The sequence below is a fragment of the Motilimonas cestriensis genome (assembly GCF_021295315.1).
GTDB lineage: Bacteria > Pseudomonadota > Gammaproteobacteria > Enterobacterales > CBDFNC01 > Motilimonas > Motilimonas cestriensis.
The window spans coordinates 1-24,109 of the sequence record NZ_JAIMJA010000002.1; the positions used below are offsets into that span (position 1 = coordinate 1).

Sequence of the window (24,109 nt, forward strand, 5' to 3'; positions counted from 1 at the left end):
TGCGCAATAAGGTTTTGCCATTCTTGGTTGGTGCGTCGTTTTCTCATCTCAAATCTCCTCATGGTTGGAGACTTGATCTTATTCTTCGTGCTAGGGGATTAGAATGCGGGGTTTATGATGCGCTTACGGTTAAGTCGCGGTTACGCTTGGTATCTATATATAAAATCAGGTGGTAATGATTGCTCATAATGGCATAAGCACAAATATTGATGGTGAAGGTGCTCGCCAGTTGCTTTACCTTATCCACCACACAAAAAAGCGCGGCGAACACAGCGGCTAGTAACATGATAATAAGGCGTCGATTCAGGGCAAATCAGCTGCTTGCGCGGAAGTGTCATAACCTTTATCCAGCTTGATAGATGGTCACTTAACTATGGCGCAAGATGTAACAGGCTTAAAATTTCGGAGGGTGTCCTGGTTATTTTAAATTTTTATGCTCGATTTTTACCATAGTTTTCATACTCTTGATCAATCATACCCTTACCTAAAAATTTATCTGGACTGCCTCCAAACTCGTTCTTTAGCCAGGTTAGACATTGGTCAAGATTACCTCGAAATTCTTTTATCTCATCGGGGTTATCTTCTCCGATGGTTGAAAAAGACATGACATCGCAATAGTAGTCGTCCCCCTCGTCAACTGAGCGAATCAATTGGATCCTGGCATCATCTTCAGTTCCAGACATCAGAACCCAATCAAAAGTCGTTGACTCAAAATACTCACCAATACCAATAAACTGAGTGATATCTCGACCCATTTTCAGATATAGCTTCAGTTGCGACTGAGGTAGATATTTCATATGCAAATTTAACGCCTATAGAACAGGACGTGTTTTAAGTTGATGGAGCGTAGCGGAAGCAGCTTAAAACCGTTCCTGTTACTATTTTTGTTATGCAATTACTAGGTGTCATATTCACCGCTATCCCAAGGTTCAAAGAATGCCATGTAATTACCTGGCAACATCTCTACAGCCCAAACATCATCTTCACCCTCAGGCTCTCTGACAATTAGACCAATGTCGGTTTCATTGAATGATATAGAAAAAGGTTTAACTTCTATGCGACCAAACTCCACCTCACCGAGACTTTGCAAGCATTGTAGATATCTATTCTTTCGGTCATCTTCTTCGTAAGATCCTCGAACGCCTAAACTTTCAATATTTGAATCGATTAAATTTCCATCAAGATCGAATTGAAATAATGCTATGTATTCACATCCTTTAGATGAGCTAGAGGAAGGCTCAAAAGGAGTGGTTAAAAAGAACTGACGGCCACCTTTAGTTCGACCAACATGCTCTGCATGATAATCATCATGATCAATTGCAACTTTTTGAGGCCTACTTGCATTCATGTGAGATTCTCGATGTTGCATAACAGCTTATTACATCCCATTATAGGGTGATAAAACGCCCCAAAACGGCGTCTAAAAAACATCCACAATATTTACATCATTTTTATCTATAGTAAACAATCAATTATCGGCCTTGTAGGGCCTTTGCTGTTATTTTCCGACAAAACGGCGACTAATCATGTTATGCGACAAGTGTTAACTTATTTCTGTAAAAATGCGTTTAAAAAACAATCAACCATAAATATTAACAATGCTAAACCACAGGCCAAGCATTCTTTTCGCTCAACGCCGCTATTGCCCTCCGGCAACTCGCAGAGACAAAAAAACCGGCAAATGCCGGATTTTTCAATTGTCAGTGTTGTTTAGGCTTATGCCTCTTCAACCTGACCGTTGTGATAAACGTCTTGCACGTCATCACAATCATTTAGCATGTCTAAGAACTTCTCAAACACCGCAACGTCTTCACCGGTAATCGGCGCTTCGGTTTGTGGTACGAAGGTAATCTCTTCTACATCAAGCTCAACATCAGGCATTGCTTCAGCTAGGGCTGTTTTGGCTTTGTAAAACTCAGTGTGCGGTGCAAATACCGTGATCACACCATCTTCGTTTTCAATGTCAGTCACATCAACATCGGCCATCATTAACGCTTCTAGTACCGCTTCGTCGTCTTCACCCTTAAATGCCAAAATAGCTAAGTGATCAAACATATGTGCCGCTGAGCCAGGTGCACCTAATTTAGCACCGTTTTTCAAAAAGGCTTGACGCACTTCCATATGAGTACGATTGGTGTTGTCAGTTAAACAGTCCACAATCACCATACAGCCACCAGGACCAAAACCTTCATAGCGAGCGTGAGAGTAATCTTCACCGCCAGCACCTGACGCTTTTTCAATCGCACGTTCAATAACGTGAGTAGGCACTTGGTCTTTTTTCGACTTTTCAATAATACGTTTTAGGGAGAGGTTGGTGTCGGGGTCGGGGCCACCATTTTTTGCTATTACGTATATTTCTTTACCGTATTTCGAATAAACCTTGGTTTTCATTCCGGCTGTTTTAGCCATCGAATCTTTACGGTTCTGGTAAGCTCTTCCCATCTCGTTCTCTCTCGATCTGTATTTGAAAAAATAATGCCGCAGATTTTACCCGCAACCCCCCTGCTAACGCTAGCTTTACCATCAAGCAAAACAGGTTAAACCTAGTTACAGGTCAAATTTCGGGTGAATATACCTAAGCAAGGTCAAGGGGCGAGGGGCAAAATGGGCCCCTGCCAAAAACAAAAAAACCTGCCGCAGCAGGTTTTTGGGATTAGGTGAAATTAACGGCTACGCGCTTTTTTACGTTCACTGTTTTGCTTCATTTGGTGTTTTTTCACCGAACGACGAATACGGGTATTTTGCGTGCGCGCTGGGCGTTTATCCACTTTTACTTTGGTTTCGGTTTCAGGATCTAGGTTTACCGAACTACGCAGTGCATTCACTTCTTTTAACGGTAACTCGGTCCAACCGCCTTTTGGCAGCGACTTAGGCAAGTTAAGTTGACCGTAACGTACGCGGATCAAGCGGCTAACTTGCATGCCTTGGCTTTCCCACAAACGTCTTACTTCACGGTTACGTCCTTCACTTAAGGTAACGTTAAACCATTCGTTAATGCCTTCACCGCCAGACTTTTTGATCTTGCTAAAAGAAGCCATGCCATCTTCAAGCTTCACGCCTTCTTTCAAGCGCGCCAACATTTCATCTTCAATTTCGCCAAATACACGTACCGCATATTCACGCTCAATTTCATGGCTTGGGTGCATCATGCGATTGGCTAGCTCACCGTCGGTGGTAAACAGTAACAAACCAGCGGTGTTTATATCTAAACGGCCTACCGCAATCCAGCGCGAGCCTAAAATGCGAGGTAAACGGTCAAATACCGTGGCGCGGCCATCGCTGTCAAAACGCGTACAAAGCTCGCCTTCTGGCTTGTGGTACATCAACACCCGACACACCACATCTTCTTCGGCTTTAGTCGCAATAATGCGGCCTTCAACTCGGATCACTTGATCGGCTTCGGCGCGATCGCCCAAGGTGGCAATTTTACCGTCAACACTCACTTTACCGGCTTGGATCAGCTCTTCCATTTTTCGACGAGAGCCTACGCCACTACGGGCAAGTACTTTTTGAATCTTTTCACTCATGGTTATTCCTAACACTCATTGGCGCAGTGTAATTAATACACTGCAAACCCATCATTTTCTGTTGGCTATTACAATTTATGATTAGAAATAAACACATAGCCAACACAAATCGGTTTTGAAGTTGCTTGGATATAAACCTACACAGGGTATGCGCTTAGCAGATGTGTATGCCTACTTCACAGCAGTCAAATCAAAGGGCGCAAATTGTACCAGCTTTGGCGTAAATCACTTAATAAAATCGCCACCAAAGCTGATTTTTTCACCACTTTAATTTCTTCGTAATGCTAAATCACTCAAATGCCGATGGATCGCCCGATCCACGGCGAACAATTTCTGGCTCTCCTTCCGAAAAGTCGACAACTGTCGTCGGTTTTTCAGATAAGAAGCCACCATGAATAATCAGCTCAACATGGCGCTCTAATTTGTCACGGATTTCTTCAGGGTCAAATTCAGTGTGCTCGTTACCGGGTAAAATTAAGCTAGAAGACATCAATGGCTCACCCAGTTTTTCAAGTAATGCCAAGGCTATATTGTTGTCTGGAATACGAATTCCGATGGTTTTTTTCTTTGGGTTCATTAAACGCTTCGGCACTTCTTTGGTCGCTTTGAAAATAAAGGTATAAGCACCAGGGGTGTTATTTTTTAAATAACGAAACGCGGCATTATCGACTCTGGCATAAGATGCTAGTTCCGATTGGTCTTTGCATAATAAAGTAAAATTATGGTCTTTATCGATATGACGAATTTTACAAATTCGCTCCATTGCTGCCTTATCGCCTAATTGGCAACCTAGGGCATAGCCAGAATCGGTAGGGTAAACAATTACGCCACCTTGATGAATAATTTCAACCGCTTGGCTAATCAAGCGTGCTTGTGGGTTATCTGGGTGTACATAAAAAAACTGACTCATCTCAATCCTCTACTTTTACACTCACCAACAAATCTAACGTGAGTGCTTTTTTTATTATTAATGTTCTTTCTTACGCTAAGCTTCACTCAACGCTAAAATTTCAGGCCAATCTTGCCAAATTGGCTCGGCATCTTTAGGTAAATATAGGTTACGGCCCAGATCGCACCAACTACTGATTAAATGAAAATCAGAGCCTTGCGAGGCTTTAAGGCCAACATCGTTGCCCCATTGCGCTAGATTGACTCTGTCTTGTGGCGATTGTTGTGACATCGCTACCTCTAAGGCATCTCCGCCCGCGGCTTTAAAGTCGTTAAGTAAACGCTTGAGCCACTTATTCGACAGCTTATAATGGGTAGGATGGGCCAATACCGCCACCCCACCACTTTGTTTGATGATCGCAATGGCCTCTGCTAACTCAGGCCAATTCGATGGCACATAACCCGGATTTCCCTTGGTTAAATACTTTTTAAACACATTGGGGAATGAGTCAACAATACCGGCATTAACCATGTAGCGGGCAAAATGGGCACGTGTTATGGCTGCATCACCCGCTAACGCTTTTGCTCCCTCATACGCCCCAAAAATACGTTTTTTTTCTAAGCGCAGCCCCATTTCAATGGCTCTGGCTTCACGCTTTTCACTTTGGCCTTGAATAAACGCCTGCAAAGCAGGATGGTCGATGTCCATACGCAATCCCACCACGTGAATTTCATGGTTTTCCCAACCCGATGAAATTTCAATGCCATTAATTAGCGTTAACGGCAAATCAAGCTCTGCAATCGCTTGGCGAGCGGGTGCGATACCCGCGGTCGTGTCGTGATCGGTAATGGCTAATACATCGACTCGGCGTTCAACGGCTCGCTGTACGAGTTCAGCAGGTGATAACAACCCGTCTGAGGAAGTGGTATGTGAGTGAAAGTCGATTAACATCAATTATCCATAAATATAACTTGACTTTATAGGTCAAATAAAAGAAGAATTAGGCATCATTCATGTAACGAAATCGCCGAGATGCATAATTTAACACATTCTTCTCTAATTTGGTGGTGGCACAATCCAGAATAAGCGGGTTGTGTGGTTTGTTATATGTAAAATATATTAAAGAAAACCGACAAAAAGCCCGCAACTAAGCGGGCTTTTTTCGTATCAGGACGGTTGAAATGCAAATACAGGTAAAAAAACACAATTGGCGATGGTGAATTAACAACTAAACCTTATAAAAACAAAATGTTAATTATATCGGAGTTAAAATGAATACATCAGGATACACAGGCGAACTTGCTACCTTACGCAGGCACAGCCAATACAGCACGGAATCGCTGCCCTTATACCAAGCCTTGAGCCGCCCCGGTGATAACAGCTTGCTCCTCGATTCCGCCGAAATAGACAGTAAGGCCGACTTAAAAAGTTTAATGCTACTGGATGCCGCCGTACGCATTGCTTGCCACGGCTTAAACGTGACCATGGAAGCGTTAACGGATAATGGTTATAACTTGTTGGTATTTTTAACTGAGCAGTTTGAATCAAATGTGGCAGTTGAACTCAATGAACGCCGTTTAACGCTCACCTTCCCTGAGCCAGATAGAGATTCAGACGAAGACACTCGATTAAAGTCTCATTCCCCAGTGGACGGCCTACGCACCATCATCAACACAGTGAAAACCGAGTCCGACTTAAATGAAGCGTTGTTTATCGGCGGCGCGTTTTCTTATGACTTTATCGGCACCTTTGAAAATTTGCCAGACGTGCCAAACGGCACCAATCAATGCCCAGATTACCTATTTTATGTCGCTGAAACCTTGCTGCTGCAAGACCACCAGCAACAACAATGTGAGTTGATAGGCTCAGTGTTTAGCGGGCCAAATAGTCAAGCCAACCAAGCCAACATCGAACAACGCCTGCAAGACATCGCTACTCTCTGTGAAAACTTTACCTCTCAGCCAATTACCACCACCGATATCGTGACCAGCAAGGTCAGCGTTGATGTTTCTGATGTTGAGTTTTGCCGTCAGGTGGAAACCCTGAAAAGCTATATCCGCAAGGGTGATATCTTTCAAGTGGTACCTTCACGTAGCTTCTCACTGGAGTGCCCATGTTCATTAAGCGCTTACGGTAAGTTAAAAGAAACCAACCCTAGCCCTTATATGTTTTATTTAAACGACCAAGATTTTGTGTTGTTTGGCGCGTCACCAGAGAGTGCGATTAAGTACTGCCACCAGTCTAATGACGTAGAAATCTACCCGATTGCAGGCACCCGTCGTCGTGGTTTTAATCCCGATGGCAGCATCAATAAAGATCTCGATGGCCGCATTGAATTAGAGCTACGCCTTGATAAAAAAGAAATGTCTGAGCATTTAATGCTTGTGGATTTAGCGCGTAACGATGTGGCGCGTATTTCCGAGCCGGGCACCCGCCATGTGGCCGACTTACTCAAAGTTGACCGTTACAGCCATGTGATGCATTTAGTGTCACGGGTGGTGGGTAAACTGCGCAGTGACTTAGACGCGCTGCACGCCTATCAGGCTTGTATGAATATGGGTACCTTAACCGGCGCGCCGAAAATTCGCGCTTCAGAGCTGATTCGTCAAACAGAACAACAGCGCCGCGGCAGCTATGGCGGCGCCGTAGGTTACTTAACCGGTCAAGGCGAAATGGACACGTGTATCGTGATCCGCTCCGCTTTTGTACAAAACCAAGTCGCCCATGTACAAGCAGGCGCGGGGGTGGTTTATGATTCAAAACCCCAAGCAGAAGCAGATGAAACCCGCAGCAAAGCCGCGGCCGTGTTAAACGCCATCGCTCAAGCGCACGGCACCACATTGGAGGCGGTTAACAATGCCTAATTCAAATCAAAGCCTTTACACCATTGTGTTACTGGATAATTTTGATTCATTTACTTACAACCTAGTGGATCAATTTCGCAGCTTAGGCCACCCAGTCAAAATCTATCGCAACAGCGTGGATGCCAGCAAAATTAAAGCTGAGATAGACGCTATCCCAGACTCGGTTCTGGTATTATCACCCGGCCCCGGCTGTCCATCTGAAGCAGGTTGTATGCCGGAGTTGATCCAATTGTGTCGCGGTGAAGTACCTATTTTGGGCATATGTTTAGGCCATCAAGCCTTGATTGAACACTATGGCGGCATTGTTGGCCCAGCAGAAGAAATTATGCACGGTAAATCGTCTGACATTAATCACTGCGGCAATCGTATGTTCGCCGGGTTAACTCAGCCCTTACCGGTAGCACGTTACCATTCTTTAGTCGGGACTTTTGTGCCCGATAGCCTTAAAATTGTCGCCAGCTTTAACGACATGCCCATGGCTATTTATCAAGAGCAAGATCGGGTGATCGGGTTTCAATTCCACCCCGAGTCTATTTTGACCAGCGAAGGCGCTAAGCTACTTGAAGCCAGTTTAGATCTCATTTCGCAGCCAGCGAGCTAAGGACAGCACAATGAGCAATATGTTAGAAACACTACTCGATGGAAAAAACATCAGCGCCGAGCAAAGCCATGAGTTTTTCCGTGAAGTCATCAAAGGCGAAGTGGACCCGATTGTTTTATCGTCGGTATTAACCGCATTAAAACTCAAAGGCGAAACGCCAGAGGAAATAACCGGTGCGGCATCCGCCTTATTGGAAAGCGCGAAAGACTTCCCACGCCCTGATTATGCCTTCACCGATATAGTCGGTACCGGCGGTGACGGCTTTGGCACCATCAATATTTCAACCGCCAGCGCCTTTGTTGGCGCTGCCTGTGGTCTAAAGGTGTGTAAACACGGCAGTCGCAGTGTATCAAGTAAATCAGGCGCTTCTGATTTACTTAGCGCCTTTGGCATCAACATTGATATGAGCCCCGAAGTGGCCAGAGCTTGTTTAGATGAGCTAAATGTCTGCTTTATTTTTGCGCCGCAATATCACGCCGGCATGCGCTTTGCCGGCCCGGTTCGCGCCGCCCTAAAAACCCGCACCATTTTTAATGTACTAGGCCCACTGGTGAATCCTGCTCGGCCACAAACAGAGCTTAATGGCGTTTACGACCCAAGCTTACTGCGCCCCATTGCACAGGTGCATAAAACCTTAGGCATGAAACGCGTCATGGTAGTTCATGGCTCAGGGCTGGATGAGTTTGCCCTTCATGGCCCAACGCAAGTAGCTGAATTGCAAGACGGCATTATTAAAGAATACACAGTGACACCGGCTGATTTTGGCCTTGAAGAGTACCCTATCGAGGCGATCTTTGGCGGCACACCAGCAGAAAACAAAGCCATTATTGAAAAAATACTCCAAGGCAAAGGCACACCGGGCCAACAAAGTGCAGTAGCGATTAACGTTGCCGCGCTGTTAGTGCTCAATGGTAAAGCCGATAACTTTAAGCACGGCGCAGAGCTTGCCCTCGCCGCCATGAATAGCGGTGAGCCGCTGGCCTTAGTAAACAAACTGGCGGAGATGAGCCAATGCTAATGCAATCAGAACTTGAAAATACCATTTTAGGTAAAATTATTGATGATAAGAAAGTTTGGGTTGAAGCGCGCAAAGCAAGCCAGCCGTTAGCTGAATTTGAGCACCTGCTTAAGCCAACAGAGCGCGACTTTTACGCCGCCCTTGAGGCGCCGGGCACCCACTTTATCTTAGAGTGTAAAAAAGCTTCGCCTTCTAAAGGTTTGATCCGTGAAGATTTCGACTTGGATTTAATCGCTAGCGCCTATAAAAATCACGCCAGCGCAATTTCGGTATTAACCGATGAGAAGTACTTCCAAGGTCAATTTGATTATGTCACTCAAGTGCGCAATCAAGTGACACAACCTGTGATCTGTAAAGATTTCGTTATTGACGCTTATCAAATCAAGCTGGCACGCTTGTACCAAGCCGATGCCGTGTTACTCATGCTATCGGTATTATCTGATGAGGAATATATCGCCCTGGCTAAAGTCGCTCATAGCTACAACATGGGCATACTCACGGAAGTGAGTAACGAGCAAGAAATGGCGCGCGCATTGGCATTAGATGTTCGCATTTACGGCATCAACAACCGTAACCTGCGCGATCTCAGTACCGATTTAAACCGCACCAAAGCGCTGTCACCACTGGTACCTGAAGGTAAAGTGGTGATCTGTGAATCCGGTATTTACCATCACGACCAAGTAAAGGAACTGCGCCATTTTGCCAAAGGCTTTTTAGTTGGCAGCTCGATTATGTCGCAAAACAACGTTGAACTGGCTTGTCGCAAGCTTATTTTAGGCAATAACAAAGTGTGTGGCTTAACTTCAGCGACCGATGCCGCCAATGTTTACAGTGCTGGCGCGGTATTAGGCGGCTTGATTTTTGTTGAAAAATCGCCGCGCTGCGTCAACCTTGAGCAAGCCAAAACTATCATGATGGCTGCCCCTCTTGAATACGTGGGTGTGTTTCAAAACCATGATGTTAACGCAGTGGCAGAGCATGCAAAGGCCTTAGGGTTAAACGCAGTGCAGCTACACGGCGAAGAAGACCAAGCTTACATTTCCACCCTGCGCCCGCTACTGCCCGCCGGTTGCGCCATCTGGAAAGCCATTGGCATTGATGGTAGCGAGCCACAATTATGTCCAACTGCTGACGTGCAATTGTTTGACACGCGCACCGCCGAACAATCGGGCGGCACCGGCCAAGCGTTTGACTGGCAAATTTTAGCCAAACAAAACAAAAGCAATCTGATGCTCGCAGGTGGTATTACACCAGAAAATGCGCAGCACGCAGCCCAGCAAGATTGTTTAGGGCTCGATCTGAATTCAGGTGTTGAGTCAGCGCCAGGGATTAAAGACAAACAGAAATTAGACAGCGCATTTGCCGCTATTAGACAGTATTAAAATAACGAATTAAGGCGAAAAGATGAGTAAATTAGACCCGTATTTTGGTGAATTTGGCGGCATGTTCGTGCCACAAATTCTAATGCCAGCCTTGAACCAACTGGAAGAAGAGTTTATCAAGGCGCAAAACGATCCTGAGTTTATTGCTGAGTTTAGAGAGCTACTGACCGAGTATGCTGGTCGTCCGACCCCGCTAACCTTGTGTCAAAACCTCACTAAAGGTAAAAAAACCAAGCTTTACCTAAAACGTGAAGATTTATTACACGGCGGCGCTCATAAAACTAACCAAGTGCTAGGCCAAGCGTTGTTAGCAAAACGCATGGGTAAATCTGAGATCATCGCCGAAACTGGCGCTGGCCAACACGGCGTGGCCACTGCATTAGCATGTGCGCTATTGGGGTTAAAATGTAAAGTTTACATGGGCGCAAAAGACTGTGAGCGCCAAAAGCCAAACGTGTTTCGTATGAAACTTATGGGCGCAGAGGTGATCCCGGTTACTTCTGGCTCATCAACGTTAAAAGATGCCTGTAACGAAGCACTGCGTGATTGGACCGCTAGTTACGACAGAGCCCATTATCTACTGGGCACCGCAGCGGGTCCTCACCCTTTCCCAACCATCGTTCGTGAATTCCAACGCGTGATCGGCGAAGAAGCGAAAGCCCAGCATCTGAAAAAAGAAGGCGTATTACCTGATAAAGTGATTGCCTGTGTGGGCGGTGGCTCCAATGCTATTGGTATCTTCGCTGACTTTATCGAAGATGAAAACGTGCAATTAATTGGCGTAGAGCCAGCAGGTAAAGGCATTGATACCCCGCAACACGGCGCGCCATTGCGTCACGGTCGCAAAGGTATTTTCTTCGGTATGGCATCAATGATGATGCAAGACCAGTTTGGTCAAGTGGAAGAGTCTTACTCGGTATCGGCCGGTTTAGACTTTCCATCCGTTGGCCCGCAACACGCACATCTACACGCCATTGGCCGCGCGCAATATGAGTCAGTCACCGATGATGAAGCATTAGCCGCATTTCACGAGCTAGCACGAAAAGAGGGGATTATCCCCGCCCTTGAATCGGCGCATGCCCTTGCTTATGCCTTAAAAATCATTGAACAAGACGATAAAGAGCAAAGCATCATCGTGAACTTGTCTGGCCGAGGAGATAAAGACATCTTCACAGTGGCTGAGCTATTTGAAGAAAAAGGATTAATGTAATGAGCCAACGTTATGAAAATTGCTTTGCAGCATTAGCAGAGAAAAACCAAGGTGCATTTGTGCCCTTTATCGCCCTTGGCGACCCAACACGCGAGCTATCATTAAAAATTGTTGATTGCTTAGTCGCTGCTGGCGCTGACGCCCTTGAACTGGGTATTCCTTTTTCGGATCCTGTTGCCGATGGCCCCACTATTCAAGATGCGTCAACCCGCGCATTAGAGAACGGCACCAATCCAGACAACTGTTTTGAAATGCTCGCGGAAATTCGCGCTAAGTACCCTGAGTTGCCGATTGGTTTACTGCTTTATGCCAACTTGGTATTCAGTAATGGTATTGATCGCTTTTACCAACGCTGCGCCGAAGCCGGTGTTGATTCGCTGTTAATTGCCGACGTGCCAGTGGAAGAAAGTGCGCCTTATCGTGAAGCGGCAGCAAAATATAATATTCACCCTATCTTTATTGCACCGCCAAATGGCGATGAGCAAACCATGGAGCTAGTGGGTAAATACGGCGGTGGTTACACTTACCTACTGAGCCGCGCGGGCGTGACAGGCGCAGAAACCAAAGCGGGTAAACCAGTAGAAAGTTTATTGGCCAACTTGAATAAATACCAAGCACCACCCGCACTACTTGGCTTTGGTATCTCAGAGCCAGCACAAGTACAAGAGGCGATTGCAGCGGGTGCGGCGGGCGCAATTTCTGGCTCCGCGGTAGTGAAAATCATTGAGCGTAACTTAAATGATGAAGCCGCACTGCTTGCAGAAATGGATACCTTCATCCGCAGTATGAAAGCAGCCACGCAAAAATAACCGAACAAAGTTTTATTGCTAAAACAAAAACCTCGCCGACGCGAGGTTTTTTTTATTTTAACGCTAAACGGTTCGTTACGCGTCTTCGGCTTTAACCGCTATTGTCTCGTCATCAAGGTCTAACCAAGCCATTAGCAACTTGTATCCCAATGCCAATGCCACAGCGCCCACAAACAGACCAATTAAGCCTGACATCATCATGCCACCGATGGCGCCAAGTAGAATAACTAACATAGGAATATCAACGCCGCGTCCCATTAAAATAGGTTTGATAAACGTATCACAGCCACTGACTGCAATGCCCCAAATCATAAATAAAGTGGCGGTCGTGCTGCTTTCAACGGAAAACACATACATGATAATAGGGCCAATAAGTAAAATCGGTGGCAGCTGAATAATCGCTAACACTAATATCCCAATCATCCAGATCCCAGTGGCTGGCACACCAACAATCGCCATGCCTAATCCAGCAAGTACGGCTTGGATCACCGCGACGCCAAGAACGCCTTGGACCACACCACGAATAGTCGCAGCAGATAAGGCGGCAAACTCACCGCCATAATGTCCAGCTAAGCGCACGGCGATCCGTTGAAATGCAGCGCCACACGATTGCGCATTGGTCATAAAGACGCCAGCAATGATGATTGAAATAGTAAACTGTAAGACACTGCCACCAATACCTCCGAGCATGCCTACCAGAAACATCACTGTGTCTTTAATTTGCGCCGAATATTGTTTAGCAACCACCTCTAAATCATTAACGGCCTTGCTCCAAGTGGAATAAACTAGCTCACCGATGACCGGCCAATCTGCCACACTTGCTTTTGGTGCTGGGATCTTCAACTGCCCTTCTTGCAATAAATGAATAAAGTCTTGTGAGCTCGTAAACAACGCACCAGAAAACATCACGGCGGGCACCAATAATATGGCTAGACCCATTAAGGTAACCACTAAACTGGCTTTGCCTTGGCTAATTTTTACTTTGTTACTTAAAAAAACGGTGACCGGGTAAAGGGCGACCGCAATGATTGCCCCCCAAGTCATAGGCATAATAAAGGGGCGCACAATATCTACGCACCAAGCCACCATCAGCAGCACCATAATTATTTTTATCGCTGCATCTACCGCCTGCGCAGAAAACTGACTCGACAGTTGTACCTTGTTATCTTTCATCCCTGTTGTTCCCTTTGAAATTATTATTCTTTGTGTCGATTAATTAAAACATCTTTTCAGGCGCTGCCATTTTCTGCCTTCAATAAAGTAGGAAATGATCACCAAATAAATACAAGCGCCGCCAATTTGTGCAATTCGTACATAAAACTTGCTGTCTACATCGCCGTTAGATGATGCCATGGTTGAACTCACCAGCACTAGCAAGGTGCTAAAGATAGTCGAAAAGACCATGGCTTTTTCAGGCATTGAATACATTTTGTGGGCAAAAACTAATGAGATAAGAAAGATCAACCCCAAATAAAAACTGAGAACAGGAACAAATGACACTAAGTTATAGACTGCGATAGCAATAATGCCGCCAATAATATTGGTCAGCATCATAAACAAACTTATTTTAATGCTTTTTTCACCTGCCGTTTGCAGCGATAAGATCGCGATGAAAATCATCGTCAGCATGGCACCCGATAGTTCGAAGGTATAAAAAAAACAGATAACCGGAAAGGCGATGATCAGCGCTTTAGCCGATTCAAATAAGCGCTCGTTTTGACTTTGCGACGATGCTGCATGCTGCTCTTTTTCTCGCGCAAGATCAGGTAGATAAATATGCAGCAAGGTGAACAACAACACGGAAACCAAACCGGAAAAGCACAAGCCCACACCCACTATCATGCCAATACCTGGCGAAATAATAGCGGCATAAGGAATGATCAAAGACGCCACCAATAAAATGGTGGCAAAGAAATTCCATCTAGGGTCAATAAACAAGTAATAAGAAATAAACATCAACACCGCAATCAACGGCATCAGTAATGAGGGGTATTCCAATAAACCCACACTGACAAACCAAGCGATAACGATGGTAAGTAGCATGGATATAACCAGTTCATAAATGGTATGTATGGTTGGCGCTTGGCGATCGACTAAAAACTTAGCTAACAAGATCGGCATAATATAGGACAGCGTCCAGTTCATGAGCGCCGAAATGGCTACAGCTATAGTGATCCCGATAGTAAAGCGCAGCACCCGGCGCTGGATAATTTCCTCCGGGGTTGCTGGCAACATTTGACTATCTGACATACGACAGCCAACTTAAAAAGCGGATCCAAACCTTGCCAATTGGCCGTAACAATGTGGCATCCTCACTATATACAATCACATCAGCTTGACCACCAACGCGGCGCATGCCTTTAGCCTCTTCATCGCTAAATACAATGGTCATAGGAAATCGTTGCGTGTCTCGTAACCAACTAGATTGTGACTTAATTTGCGCCAGTTTACCGGCTTGTTCACTTTGTCCCCAATCAATGCCGTAATCAATATGTGACACCTTGCCAGAGAAAACGCGCCCAGGCGCATAATCAAGTGCGATTTCAACTTCATCACCTGACTTTAAGTTACCTAAGCTATTTTCACGAAAGTAGGCTTCAACCCAAACTGAATCCATCGAGATAAACGTCATCAACGGCTGGCCAACATTGGCTCGATAACCCACTTCCAGCTTAAAGTTCGAAACACCGCCATCTGAGGGCGCAACTATACTGGTTCGTGATAAATCTAATTGTGCTTTTTCTAACGCAAGTAAAGCTGATTGCAACTGGCTGTTATCTTCGCCCGTCTCACCTAGTTGCTCTTTTACTTTTTCCAGCTCTGCCTTAGCACTAGCTACCCCAGCACGTGCACTGGATAGACCGGCTTTAGCATTATCTTTATCTGCCTGAGATACAACGCCTTTATCTGCCAGGGTTGCAATACGTTTGTATTGCGCTTGCGCATTCACTAAATTAGCTTGCGCTTCCCCCACCCTCGCTTGAGCAGAAGCGATGCCAGCTGTTTGTGCGCCAACGCCTTGCTTGGCTTGCTCAACGGCTTCTTCGGCTTGTTTTAAGGCGATTTCGAAATCTGTAGGATCTAACTTAACCAGTACATCCCCCGCACTGACTAATTGATTGGGTTTGGCTAAAATATCTGTCACATCAGCGGAAACCTGAGGAGCGATAGGCACCACAAAGGCGCGTACACGAGCCAAATCGGTGGAGGGAATAAAGCGGTCTGCGACTAGGTGGAAGACAAACATGGCACAGAGAACCAACAATATAATGTTGGTTATCTTTTTTATTTTACTCGTTTTCGGCTTTGCCACTGCCGTAGATTCTGACACTGTGGTGGTCGCTGATTTTGGTTTCTCTTGCTCTGCTGATGCTGGCTGCTGAGCGCTTTGTTGCTGCTCCATATTCCCTACTTATACTTATTTGACTTTGTCATTTTTTGCTAATTAAAACAGTAAAAGTAGACAAAGTCATCAAGTGAGAAGCGATAGCAGAAAATTGTTCACAAAAAAGTAAAAAATAAGTCTCAACCAGCGTTATGCAGCTGTATTTAACTTGAGCCGCATGCAACTGAAGCTGAGTGCAGATTATTGTTTTGAATGTTCAATCTTTTGCCAGATGGATTCCGCTTCTTGACTGAGAAAAGCAAAGGATTTCATATCACCACGACGCTGTGCCAGCATGGCTTGCTCAAGTTTTGCATCGTATTGTTTGCGCAAACGCGCTTCAGGGGTACCAAATAACCAAGCGAACATAATGAGAGCCTTATATCACGACTAAAATACTTAATACGCAGCAAGGTGGTAATTGGCTCAGACTCTCGGGAAGAAAAACAGTAAGAATTACTAAGGATTATGAAATCCACAATGAGGGCAATATGAAGCGCGTGTAGAGCGCCCACATTGGCGGCACACGTTAGCGCTAAGCACTAAGGTAGTAAAAGTAATTAACCCACCCAAAGCACCGCCCATCGCCCACAATAAAACATGACGATTTTTTTTATGCGCGGCAATTGCGCACAGCAGCGAAAAGTACACACAGCCTGCCAGCATGTAATAACTCAACATTACGCCCTAGGTGATTAAAATTTGACTCATTAGATATTAAGCTTGCTATAAAAGCAAGCCAGCCCAATGTGCTCCGTGATGCTTATCAAACCAGCCTTGCTCACTGACTCACTACATCAAATCGCCTAAAACCTATTCCGATGTTTACCAGCGCCAAAGATTATGTGGCTCATCCCTGACAAAGAGGTGAATATTTATCAGAACGTTTTTGTTCAACATCAGCCGCAAGTAGCGCAGCGTAGAAATAAAAAAGGAGCCATTTGGCTCCTTTTGCATATTGAGGTTACTCGCTTAACTTACAAACCTGAAATGTACTCTTCCATATCGGTTTTTAAGTTATCTGATTGTGTACCAAAGATAGCTTGGATACCGTCACCGGCTACAACCACACCTTTTGCGCCAAGCTCTTTCAAACGGTCTTTGTTAACCGCATCAACACTTTTTACGCTGATTCTTAAACGTGTGATACAAGCGTCTAGGTTAGTGATGTTATCTTTACCGCCAAAAGCGGCCACTAGTTCTTTAGACATTTCCGAGCTTTCTACAGCAACGCTTGCGTCTGCAGTCTCATCTTCGCGACCGGGTGTTTTTAAGTTTAGCTTAACAATAGCAACGCGGAAGATAACGTAGTAAAGCACGGCATAACACATACCCAATAGTGGGAACATCCAGCCTTTATTCGAGTTAGCGAATAGCACCACAAAGTCGATTAAACCGTGTGAGAAAGATGTACCGTGAACCATACCTAGCATATTGGTTAAAACAAATGCAGAGCCTGCCAAAACAGCGTGGATTGCATAAAGCACAGGCGCTACGAATAAGAACGCAAATTCGATAGGCTCAGTAATACCTGTTAGAAAGGAGGTAAGCGCAGCGGAGACCATAATGCCACCCACTTTTGCTCGGTTTTCAGGTTTTGCTGTGTGCCAAATTGCAATCGCCGCTGCAGGCAGACCATACATTTTGAACATGAAACCACCCGCTAATTGGCCAAAACCATTGCCGGCAGCACGAGATGCTTCATCCGCTACTTGATAACAGGTTAAGATACCGTTGCGCACAGCGCCAGAAGAGTCGAGACATTGACCCGCTTCGAAGAAGAACGGCACGTTCCAGATGTGGTGTAAGCCGAATGGAATCAAACTACGCTCTACCACACCATAGATACCAAAAGCAACGGTTGGGTTTTGATTAGCAGCCCAGTGTGAGAAAGTAGCAATCACGCCACCAATTGGTGGCCACACAACAGAAAGTACAACACCCAATACGATCGCAAGGAAACCGGTAATAATAGGCACTGCGCGCTTACCAGCAAAGAAACCAAGGTAATCAGGTAACTGGATACGGTAGTAACGGTTAAATGCCCATGCTGCTAACGAACCTGCTAAAATGCCGCCAAGTACGCCAGTTTCATAGTTTTTACTAATCGCTGCTTTTAGCGTGGCTAAATCAGCATCGGATAACACTTGGCCCGCGGCTTTGGCTGCCTCTACTGCTGAGTTAAAGTCTAACCCGGCCATAACGCTTAACGTCGCCTTCATAATGCCGAAACCAACGATAGCTGCCAATGCGGCAACACCGTCGTTTTTAGTGAAGCCTAGTGCCACACCTACAGCAAATAACAAGGCCATTTGACCAAATACCGAGTCACCCGCATTCATCATTAGCTGGGATACAATATCCGGTAGGAAACTAAACTTGGCGGCACCTACACCCAGTAGGATACCTGCAACGGGCAATACTGATACTGGTAGCATCAGTGATTTACCCACTTTTTGCAGATTTGCAAACAGTGCTTTAAACATATCAACTCTCCTCGATTTTAAAATTCACCGGATTTTGCCGCCATATGAAATGGCCCCAGCGCATGAGTTAATTAAAGCACAGGATTGAGGAATGGAAACTTGTTACACTTCAAAAACTTACTAGTTACAATGTAACAAAAAGTAACAATTAAAAATATTTAAAAACAGATAGTTAGGCGAATCAGAGCAATAAAATAAGAAACTAAGTTACCAAGCAGGAACACAGGTCACCAACAGTAACGCTTATTTAGGTCAAAAACACTGTTTTGAACCGAAATAAGCGTCGATATCACAACGAATAACTGTCAATGCCACAGGTTTTTAGCACACGGTCAAAATCAGCCGGTAACGGGGCGTTAATTAAAATGGATTGCTGCGTTATCGGGTGCGTAAATGCTAACTGCGCAGCATGTAGCAATAAACGGTGGTTATCGAGATGTTGCTTAGAGAACGCATTCTGCTTGCCATCGCCATGGCTGGTATCGCCAATGATGGGGTGGCGTAAATGGGCTAGGTGTCGTCTTAATTGGTGTTTACGCCCTGTTTTTGGGGTAAGTTGCATCAAACTAAAACGCGCACTGGCATAGCGGCCCACCGGTAAAGGTAATTCAACTTGCTGCAAACATTGATATTGTGTCACCGCTTCTTTGAACTTGGCCTCTTGACTCGCATGCTTATCGGCAATTTTGTCTAGCTCTTCTTTTAATGGGTAATCAAGCTCACCATCACCACACCAACCGCGCACTAAGGCGTAATACATTTTTGTTGGCGCGCGCTCGGCAAATTGCTCACTCATTAGTCTGGCAACCTCTGAGCTTAGCGCAAATAACAATACGCCAGAGGTAGGACGATCAAGGCGGTGAATAGGGTAAACATATTGGCCAAGTTGATTGCGTAACATTTGCATGGCAAATTGAGTGGCGCCTTTATCTAACCAACTGCGATGCACCAATAAGCCTGAGGGTTTATTGATAGCGACTAAATATTCGTCTTGATAAACAATATCCAGTAATGGTGTTGGTTCACCTTGAGTCACTTGATGTTGCTCTTGCGCGCCCAATGATACGGGCTCATCTTGAGTCACTTGATTTAGATCTTGCTCGCTCATGACTGGGCTCCTTGGGTTAATAATGTATCAATTTTGGCTATGATCCGGATAACGTCAGCGGTTGGCTTAGCTTCTGCTTTAAATGCTTCCTCTGCCATTGGCAGTACTTCAATCTTACTTGGCAGCGGCATTTGTTGCTCTGCCATCAAGGACAATTTGGGGTGAAACACAAACTGTAACCATTGCGCAAAGGTTAAGGTATCTACACAAAATGGGGCTTGGCTAGAGAGCGCTTCATCACTTGGAATATCGGCCTGCCACAGTTGGGCTTGCTGCATCGATTGCTTAAGTTGCGCCAATAAGGTTAACAAAGATAAGGCTTGACTCATGATGTCCTTGGATTATCCGTGGTAAATTTGCCGAGAATATACCATCTGCAACGCTTAGGCCCTATAATCCATAGCCAATTTATTTGCTCACTTGATGTTTGGTTGTACTGATTATGAATATTCACTCACTTACTGATTTTCTCGATAAAGCCCAATGCCAATTTAGAATTTATGATCTCGGCAGAAAAGTAACAAAAATCAGTGCCAGTGATTTCAAAAAAGTAGAGTTGAACCAAGTTCCCTACCCTTACCCATTGCAACAACATGCGTGGGTTGCCGTGGTATTTTGGCAGGTGAATAACCCACAGCATTATATTTGGTTTTTGAAACTGCCTTTAGACGAGCGCGGCTTGCTGCTAGCCGGCCCACAAACGCACTTTATTCAACTTGTCGTTGAAGCCCTTGGCGCCAGCTTAGAAAAACAACCAGACGAGAAACAACAAGAGCGCCTTGCCAACAATCCCTACACCTTCAAGCCTGCTGAGCATAAAACCGCGGTATTTCATGCCAAGCTAAATCTTGATCTGGCTCGCCCTGCTTCTCGTTATTATGAGCAGGCTCACGCCTATTTTAGTGGTCAACTTGATTGGCAACAATGGCAACAGTTAGGCATGCAAGGCATCGCGGATGTTGCCGTACGTTTAAAGCAAGATAGTAATGAAGCGCATGTTAGTGAGGCATTAGCCAAACTGCCAGATACACCTTTGTGTATTTTACTTGAGGCATTAGAGCACCAAGTTATAAGCACTCAACTTACTGAAAAGTTAGTCGAGTTTGCTCATCGCCAGCTCGCCGAAAAACCACAATTAGCCACTTTGGCACTGCGCGCCATTTCATCAAGTAAGGCGAAAGGATTGCGTCAAGCACTGCTTAAGCAACAATTAGCTTCAAACTTAGGACAAGACCCGCAATGGTTTATCGCGGTTGCGGCTCGCTGTTGGCAAGATTTAGCCGAGCCCGATTTTTTGGCACAATACCTTGAGCAGCTAGCCCCTATCGACGATGGCCAATTGTTTGTACAATTGTTTGCCGACTTAGTCGCACAACCTGAATTGCGCCATTTGTTGTTAGGAAAAATTCGTGAGCCAGAGCGTAGCCCTGCACTCAACCGCGCCATTGGGCTTTTATTTGGCTAAGCCACGGCTGCTCCGTGGAATAATATTTTGGAAATAATGGATGTCTGATTTATTTTGGCTTTTTACTATTTTTGCCATTTGTATTTGGTTTTGGCAGCAACGTAAACAAAATGAACGTGCTCAAGAACTGATTGAACAGCGCTGCCAGCAACTGGACTTACAACTGGTGTCGGTCGCGCGTGATAATATTTGTTTTAAACTGGGTGAGCACTTTTTGGAACAAACTTTTGTATTTGAATTTAGCAGTGACAGTGAAAACTGCTATCAAGGTTACTTACGTTTAACTGGCCAGCATAAATATCATTTTGATATCCCGCCATACCGCATGATTTAGGTCGCGTTTAAAGGTTCATCTTCACCCTTGTTATCTTGTGACAAGGGCAAAGAGGCAAAGCCATTCAGCCGGACTATACTTGGAACAAATGAGCCGCAGTATGGAGGTCCCTATGGACTACTCAGCGCACAACGTTTCAAGCCTATTTGCCCAATTAGGCTTAAAAAATGACGAAGTAAGTATTCAACGTTTTACCCACCAGCATAAGCTAGATAATATGACCTTACTGGCTGACGCGCCTTTTTGGAATAAAACCCAAGCTGAGTTTTTACGCGAGCAAATTTGGCAAGATTCAGATTGGGCGGAAGTAATCGATCAATTAGATTTAATGTTAAGACGGTGAAAATATCGTACAATACGGTCTTTCTTTCGAGCTGTAGAACCCATCATGGAAGACGCTATAAGAGCCGCCCAGCAAATCGCTCAAGCGGGTAAAACCCCCAGCGTAGGATTAATTAAAGCCAAACTACCGAAAGGCTATCCTTTACCTAAAATTATTGGTGCCTTAAAAGTTTGGCAAGACCATCCTGAAATCACTGATTCATCGCCCAATAAACCCGTCACATTGGCAGCGGTTGAAGATGACTTAGATAAGCGTATTCAACAGCACATCGCAACGGCAGTGGCATTGCTCAATCAAGACATCGCCGAACTGCGCCATGAAATAGAAAAACTAAAGCAAAACTCATAACCATGTATATCAATGACGTTATTTTCGAGTGCTATCAAGACACGACTTTTGATCAAGTTGAACGCAGTATTAACCAATATTTAGATGCATTGCGCTATCAAGGTCAGATCCTTGGTCGTGAATTTCCTATTGCGATTAAAGACGGCTACTTTCAACTGCGCTTGGTAACACCAGAGCCAAATAGCTTACACGGCTCTTTTTTAAGCCCGCAAGGCAAAAAAGCCATTGAAGGCTTAAAACAAGCAGGCTTATTAAGTCCCAAAATAAAGCTCGTTGGTGAAGACCTTAACTCTCAGGCTAGTGCTGATACTCAACCACCTTGGCAAATTCTGTATACCACCTATGTGCATACTTGTTCACCCTTACGCAGTGGTTTAGATTTATCCCCCATTCCGCTCTATCAGATCCCAACCATTGCTAATGGCAGCCAAAAACAGGCCATAAAATGGCAAGAAGATTGGGAAGCTTGCGATCAATTACAAATGAATGGCTCAATTTTGGAGCATGGCGCGCTACATGAAATAAGTAGCACCGATTCTCAGTTATTTCGTCGTGGTTATGACTTGGCTAAGCGAATTGAATACTTAACTAAAGTGCCGACTTATTATTATTTATATCGTGTCGGGGGCGGCAGTTTAGCTCAAGAGCAAGCACGTACCTGTCCGCGTTGCCAGCAAGACTGGCGTTTGCCTGAACCAGAGCTAGATATCTTTGATTTTAAGTGTGAGCCTTGCCGTTTAGTCTCTAATTTATCGTGGGACTTTAAAAAGTAATGCCTATGCAGCGGTGCACTACCGCTGCATGTTCTCATTATTGCGCGGGAGATAACTGTGATAAAAACTCAGGTAAATTGGCCGCTAGAGTGCGAATTTTACCTTTACCCAACTGCTCCAAAATAACTTCACCGGTTTCATTCACCACTGAAATAATCTGCATTTCATCTTCACAACTGGCAATGAAAATGGTGTCTGGCTGCTTAATCCGGCGTTGCATTAATACATGCGCAATAATATTTTCTTGTAGCCGCTCAAAATCATCTTGGTTCCAAGCTTGGATTAACTCAAGTGGATACTTGTTAACCTCAGCAGAGGTGAAGGTACAAGGGATGCTATCAGCAAACCACTGACAATAAAAAGCGCTGATATCGGGGTGGATCTGGCATTCCAAAGCCGCTGCGATATTGTCAAAGTTGACATTACTCGGATTTGGCTCTGGTTGCCAAGTGATGATGCCATCAATCGCACCGCTGCGCTGACATGGCGAAGGCCACTGTTCGTCAAATTCAACTTCAGGCCATTGATTTTGCTCTGCCCAGTAGGCCTGACAACGCTGTAAAAAGTCGGATAATTCTACAAGAGAGGGAGATTGTGCCACTGCTTTATTGCCTATTTTCAGTTAGAATGAGGCCATTGTAACTATTATCGTCAAACAATGAAAAAATCATCTCGCTACGAAAACGCATCGATACTCGATACCTTATCGCTGGGTCAAGATACCCAATATGACTCAGACTACAACCCTTCCCTGCTGCAAGCCGTGCCGCGTTCACTTAATCGTGATGACTTACAGCTACAGGCGCAGAATTTACCCTTTCAAGGGTTTGACCTATGGGGGTTATATGAATTGTCTTGGCTTAATAGCAAAGGAAAACCGGTAGTCGCTACGGCACACTGTAAAGTCGATGCAAAGAGCGAAAACTTGATTGAGTCAAAATCGTTTAAGCTTTATCTCAACAGCCTAAACCAGCACAAGTTCGATTCTAATGACGCGGTACTAGCCACCCTCACTCGCGACTTGTCAGCCTGTGCTCAAGGTCAGGTTGAAGTTACGCTATACACAGATCTTGACCAAAATTACGAAGTACTTGGCAGTTTTGATGGTACCCTGATTGATGAACTCGACATTGAAGTCAGTGACTTTGAATTTAACCCTGATTATTTAAACCACAGCACATCCGAGCAACAAGTAAACGAAACCTTATATAGCCACCTGCTAAAGTCTAACTGCCTCGTCACCAACCAACCCGACTGGGGTAGTGTCTTGATCAAATATCAAGGACCGAAAATAAACCAAGAGCAACTGCTACGTTATTTAATATCATTTCGCCAACATAATGAGTTTCATGAACAATGTGTTGAGCGTATTTTTCAAGACATCAATCATTACTGCAAACCAACAAAACTTACTGTTTTTGCTCGATATACACGCCGAGGTGGGCTAGATATTAACCCGTTTCGTAGTAACTTTGAGAGCGGGATAACAACCCCGAGACTTTTGCGCCAATAGTAGTTTTTTTGCAATGGGGCTGGCGGTATGATGTTTGCTGGCTACCATTGTTGG

At 45.0% G+C, this 24,109-nt stretch carries 26 protein-coding genes and 1 pseudogene; 12 read left to right on the forward strand and 15 right to left on the reverse strand.

Going from position 1 to position 24,109, the window contains the following annotated elements; translation table 11 throughout:
- Positions 1-127: 127 nt before the first annotated feature.
- The 7 genes and pseudogenes from K6Y31_RS01675 to rnm all read right to left on the reverse strand — a co-directional run.
- A pseudogene (locus tag K6Y31_RS01675) lies at positions 128-338 on the reverse strand (transposase); the annotation flags it as partial.
- A 93-nt stretch (positions 339-431) separates the two neighbouring features.
- Positions 432-797: a hypothetical protein gene (locus tag K6Y31_RS01680; protein ID WP_233051135.1), complete on the reverse strand. Its 366-nt coding sequence runs from the start codon at positions 795-797 to the stop codon at positions 432-434.
- 101 nt (positions 798-898) lie between these two features.
- Positions 899-1,348 carry a hypothetical protein gene (locus K6Y31_RS01685; protein WP_233051136.1) on the reverse strand — a complete coding sequence of 150 codons (450 nt, stop codon included), beginning with the start codon at positions 1,346-1,348 and terminating at the stop codon, positions 899-901.
- Between the two features lie 368 nt (positions 1,349-1,716).
- Positions 1,717-2,442 carry a YebC/PmpR family DNA-binding transcriptional regulator gene (locus K6Y31_RS01690; protein ID WP_232800235.1) on the reverse strand — a complete coding sequence of 242 codons (726 nt, stop codon included), beginning with the start codon at positions 2,440-2,442 and terminating at the stop codon, positions 1,717-1,719.
- Between the two features lie 221 nt (positions 2,443-2,663).
- On the reverse strand, positions 2,664-3,527 hold the full coding sequence (rluB, locus tag K6Y31_RS01695) for a 23S rRNA pseudouridine(2605) synthase RluB (protein ID WP_233051137.1): 864 nt from the start codon (positions 3,525-3,527) through the stop codon (positions 2,664-2,666).
- A gap of 289 nt (positions 3,528-3,816) precedes the next feature.
- On the reverse strand, positions 3,817-4,437 hold the full coding sequence (locus K6Y31_RS01700; RefSeq protein WP_232800233.1) for an L-threonylcarbamoyladenylate synthase: 621 nt from the start codon (positions 4,435-4,437) through the stop codon (positions 3,817-3,819).
- A 75-nt stretch (positions 4,438-4,512) separates the two neighbouring features.
- The gene (rnm, locus tag K6Y31_RS01705; protein WP_233051138.1) at positions 4,513-5,367 is read right to left on the reverse strand and encodes an RNase RNM; all 855 of its coding nucleotides are present in this window, start codon (positions 5,365-5,367) and stop codon (positions 4,513-4,515) included.
- Between the two features lie 320 nt (positions 5,368-5,687).
- Here rnm and K6Y31_RS01710 point away from each other — a divergent pair, with 320 nt between their 5' ends.
- Genes K6Y31_RS01710 through trpA form a run of 6 tightly spaced genes read left to right on the forward strand, consistent with a single transcriptional unit; the run spans position 5,688 to position 12,300 of the window.
- Positions 5,688-7,280, forward strand: coding sequence for an anthranilate synthase component 1 (locus K6Y31_RS01710; protein WP_233051139.1), 1,593 nt, complete (start codon positions 5,688-5,690; stop codon positions 7,278-7,280).
- Positions 7,273-7,881, forward strand: a complete 609-nt coding sequence (locus K6Y31_RS01715) for an aminodeoxychorismate/anthranilate synthase component II (RefSeq protein ID WP_233051140.1) — start codon at positions 7,273-7,275, stop codon at positions 7,879-7,881. The genes K6Y31_RS01710 and K6Y31_RS01715 overlap by 8 nt, the downstream gene beginning before the upstream one ends.
- 10 nt (positions 7,882-7,891) lie before the next feature.
- A complete protein-coding gene (trpD, locus tag K6Y31_RS01720; RefSeq protein ID WP_232800229.1) occupies positions 7,892-8,899 on the forward strand; it encodes an anthranilate phosphoribosyltransferase in 1,008 nt (335 codons plus the stop codon).
- A complete protein-coding gene (gene trpCF, locus K6Y31_RS01725) occupies positions 8,893-10,281 on the forward strand; it encodes a bifunctional indole-3-glycerol-phosphate synthase TrpC/phosphoribosylanthranilate isomerase TrpF (protein ID WP_233051141.1) in 1,389 nt (462 codons plus the stop codon). Before trpD ends, trpCF begins: the two co-directional genes overlap by 7 nt.
- A gap of 22 nt (positions 10,282-10,303) precedes the next feature.
- Positions 10,304-11,491, forward strand: a complete 1,188-nt coding sequence (gene trpB, locus K6Y31_RS01730; protein WP_232800227.1) for a tryptophan synthase subunit beta — start codon at positions 10,304-10,306, stop codon at positions 11,489-11,491.
- Positions 11,491-12,300, forward strand: coding sequence for a tryptophan synthase subunit alpha (gene trpA, locus K6Y31_RS01735; protein WP_233051142.1), 810 nt, complete (start codon positions 11,491-11,493; stop codon positions 12,298-12,300). Before trpB ends, trpA begins: the two co-directional genes overlap by 1 nt.
- A 75-nt stretch (positions 12,301-12,375) precedes the next feature.
- Here trpA and K6Y31_RS01740 read toward each other — a convergent pair whose 3' ends face one another.
- From K6Y31_RS01740 to K6Y31_RS01770, 7 genes are all read right to left on the reverse strand, one after another.
- The gene (locus K6Y31_RS01740; protein ID WP_233051143.1) at positions 12,376-13,473 is read right to left on the reverse strand and encodes an AI-2E family transporter; all 1,098 of its coding nucleotides are present in this window, start codon (positions 13,471-13,473) and stop codon (positions 12,376-12,378) included.
- A 39-nt stretch (positions 13,474-13,512) separates the two neighbouring features.
- Entirely contained in the window at positions 13,513-14,550 is a 1,038-nt protein-coding gene (locus K6Y31_RS01745; RefSeq protein WP_233051144.1) for a DUF2955 domain-containing protein, read from the reverse strand.
- Positions 14,540-15,703: an HlyD family secretion protein gene (locus tag K6Y31_RS01750; RefSeq protein ID WP_233051145.1), complete on the reverse strand. Its 1,164-nt coding sequence runs from the start codon at positions 15,701-15,703 to the stop codon at positions 14,540-14,542. Before K6Y31_RS01750 ends, K6Y31_RS01745 begins: the two co-directional genes overlap by 11 nt.
- Before the next feature lie 183 nt (positions 15,704-15,886).
- Positions 15,887-16,054, reverse strand: a complete 168-nt coding sequence (locus K6Y31_RS01755) for a DUF6435 family protein (RefSeq protein ID WP_233051146.1) — start codon at positions 16,052-16,054, stop codon at positions 15,887-15,889.
- 608 nt (positions 16,055-16,662) lie between these two features.
- The gene (ptsG, locus tag K6Y31_RS01760) at positions 16,663-18,171 is read right to left on the reverse strand and encodes a PTS glucose transporter subunit IIBC (RefSeq protein ID WP_233051147.1); all 1,509 of its coding nucleotides are present in this window, start codon (positions 18,169-18,171) and stop codon (positions 16,663-16,665) included.
- Between the two features lie 289 nt (positions 18,172-18,460).
- Positions 18,461-19,279: a tRNA pseudouridine(65) synthase TruC gene (gene truC / locus K6Y31_RS01765; protein ID WP_233051148.1), complete on the reverse strand. Its 819-nt coding sequence runs from the start codon at positions 19,277-19,279 to the stop codon at positions 18,461-18,463.
- Entirely contained in the window at positions 19,276-19,608 is a 333-nt protein-coding gene (locus tag K6Y31_RS01770; RefSeq protein ID WP_233051149.1) for a YqcC family protein, read from the reverse strand. The genes truC and K6Y31_RS01770 overlap by 4 nt, the downstream gene beginning before the upstream one ends.
- A gap of 113 nt (positions 19,609-19,721) precedes the next feature.
- Between K6Y31_RS01770 and K6Y31_RS01775 the strand changes: the two genes are divergently transcribed.
- The 5 genes from K6Y31_RS01775 (at position 19,722) to K6Y31_RS01795 (ending at position 22,542) form a co-directional block, all read left to right on the forward strand.
- Positions 19,722-20,744 (forward strand): DUF3549 family protein, encoded by a 1,023-nt coding sequence (locus K6Y31_RS01775; RefSeq protein ID WP_233051150.1) that lies wholly within the window; start codon positions 19,722-19,724, stop codon positions 20,742-20,744.
- A gap of 40 nt (positions 20,745-20,784) precedes the next feature.
- A complete protein-coding gene (locus K6Y31_RS01780) occupies positions 20,785-21,078 on the forward strand; it encodes a DUF3301 domain-containing protein (RefSeq protein ID WP_233051151.1) in 294 nt (97 codons plus the stop codon).
- Between the two features lie 112 nt (positions 21,079-21,190).
- Positions 21,191-21,421, forward strand: coding sequence for a DUF2789 domain-containing protein (locus tag K6Y31_RS01785; protein ID WP_233051152.1), 231 nt, complete (start codon positions 21,191-21,193; stop codon positions 21,419-21,421).
- A 45-nt stretch (positions 21,422-21,466) separates the two neighbouring features.
- A complete protein-coding gene (locus K6Y31_RS01790) occupies positions 21,467-21,769 on the forward strand; it encodes a hypothetical protein (protein ID WP_233051153.1) in 303 nt (100 codons plus the stop codon).
- 2 nt (positions 21,770-21,771) lie between these two features.
- On the forward strand, positions 21,772-22,542 hold the full coding sequence (locus K6Y31_RS01795) for a Zn-ribbon-containing protein (RefSeq protein WP_233051154.1): 771 nt from the start codon (positions 21,772-21,774) through the stop codon (positions 22,540-22,542).
- Positions 22,543-22,579: 37 nt separating this feature from the next.
- On the opposite strand, the gene syd is transcribed toward K6Y31_RS01795, so the two are convergent.
- Positions 22,580-23,143: a SecY-interacting protein gene (syd, locus tag K6Y31_RS01800; RefSeq protein WP_233051155.1), complete on the reverse strand. Its 564-nt coding sequence runs from the start codon at positions 23,141-23,143 to the stop codon at positions 22,580-22,582.
- Between the two features lie 57 nt (positions 23,144-23,200).
- Between syd and queF the strand changes: the two genes are divergently transcribed.
- On the forward strand, positions 23,201-24,055 hold the full coding sequence (gene queF / locus K6Y31_RS01805; RefSeq protein ID WP_233051156.1) for an NADPH-dependent 7-cyano-7-deazaguanine reductase QueF: 855 nt from the start codon (positions 23,201-23,203) through the stop codon (positions 24,053-24,055).
- Positions 24,056-24,109: the final 54 nt, after the last annotated feature.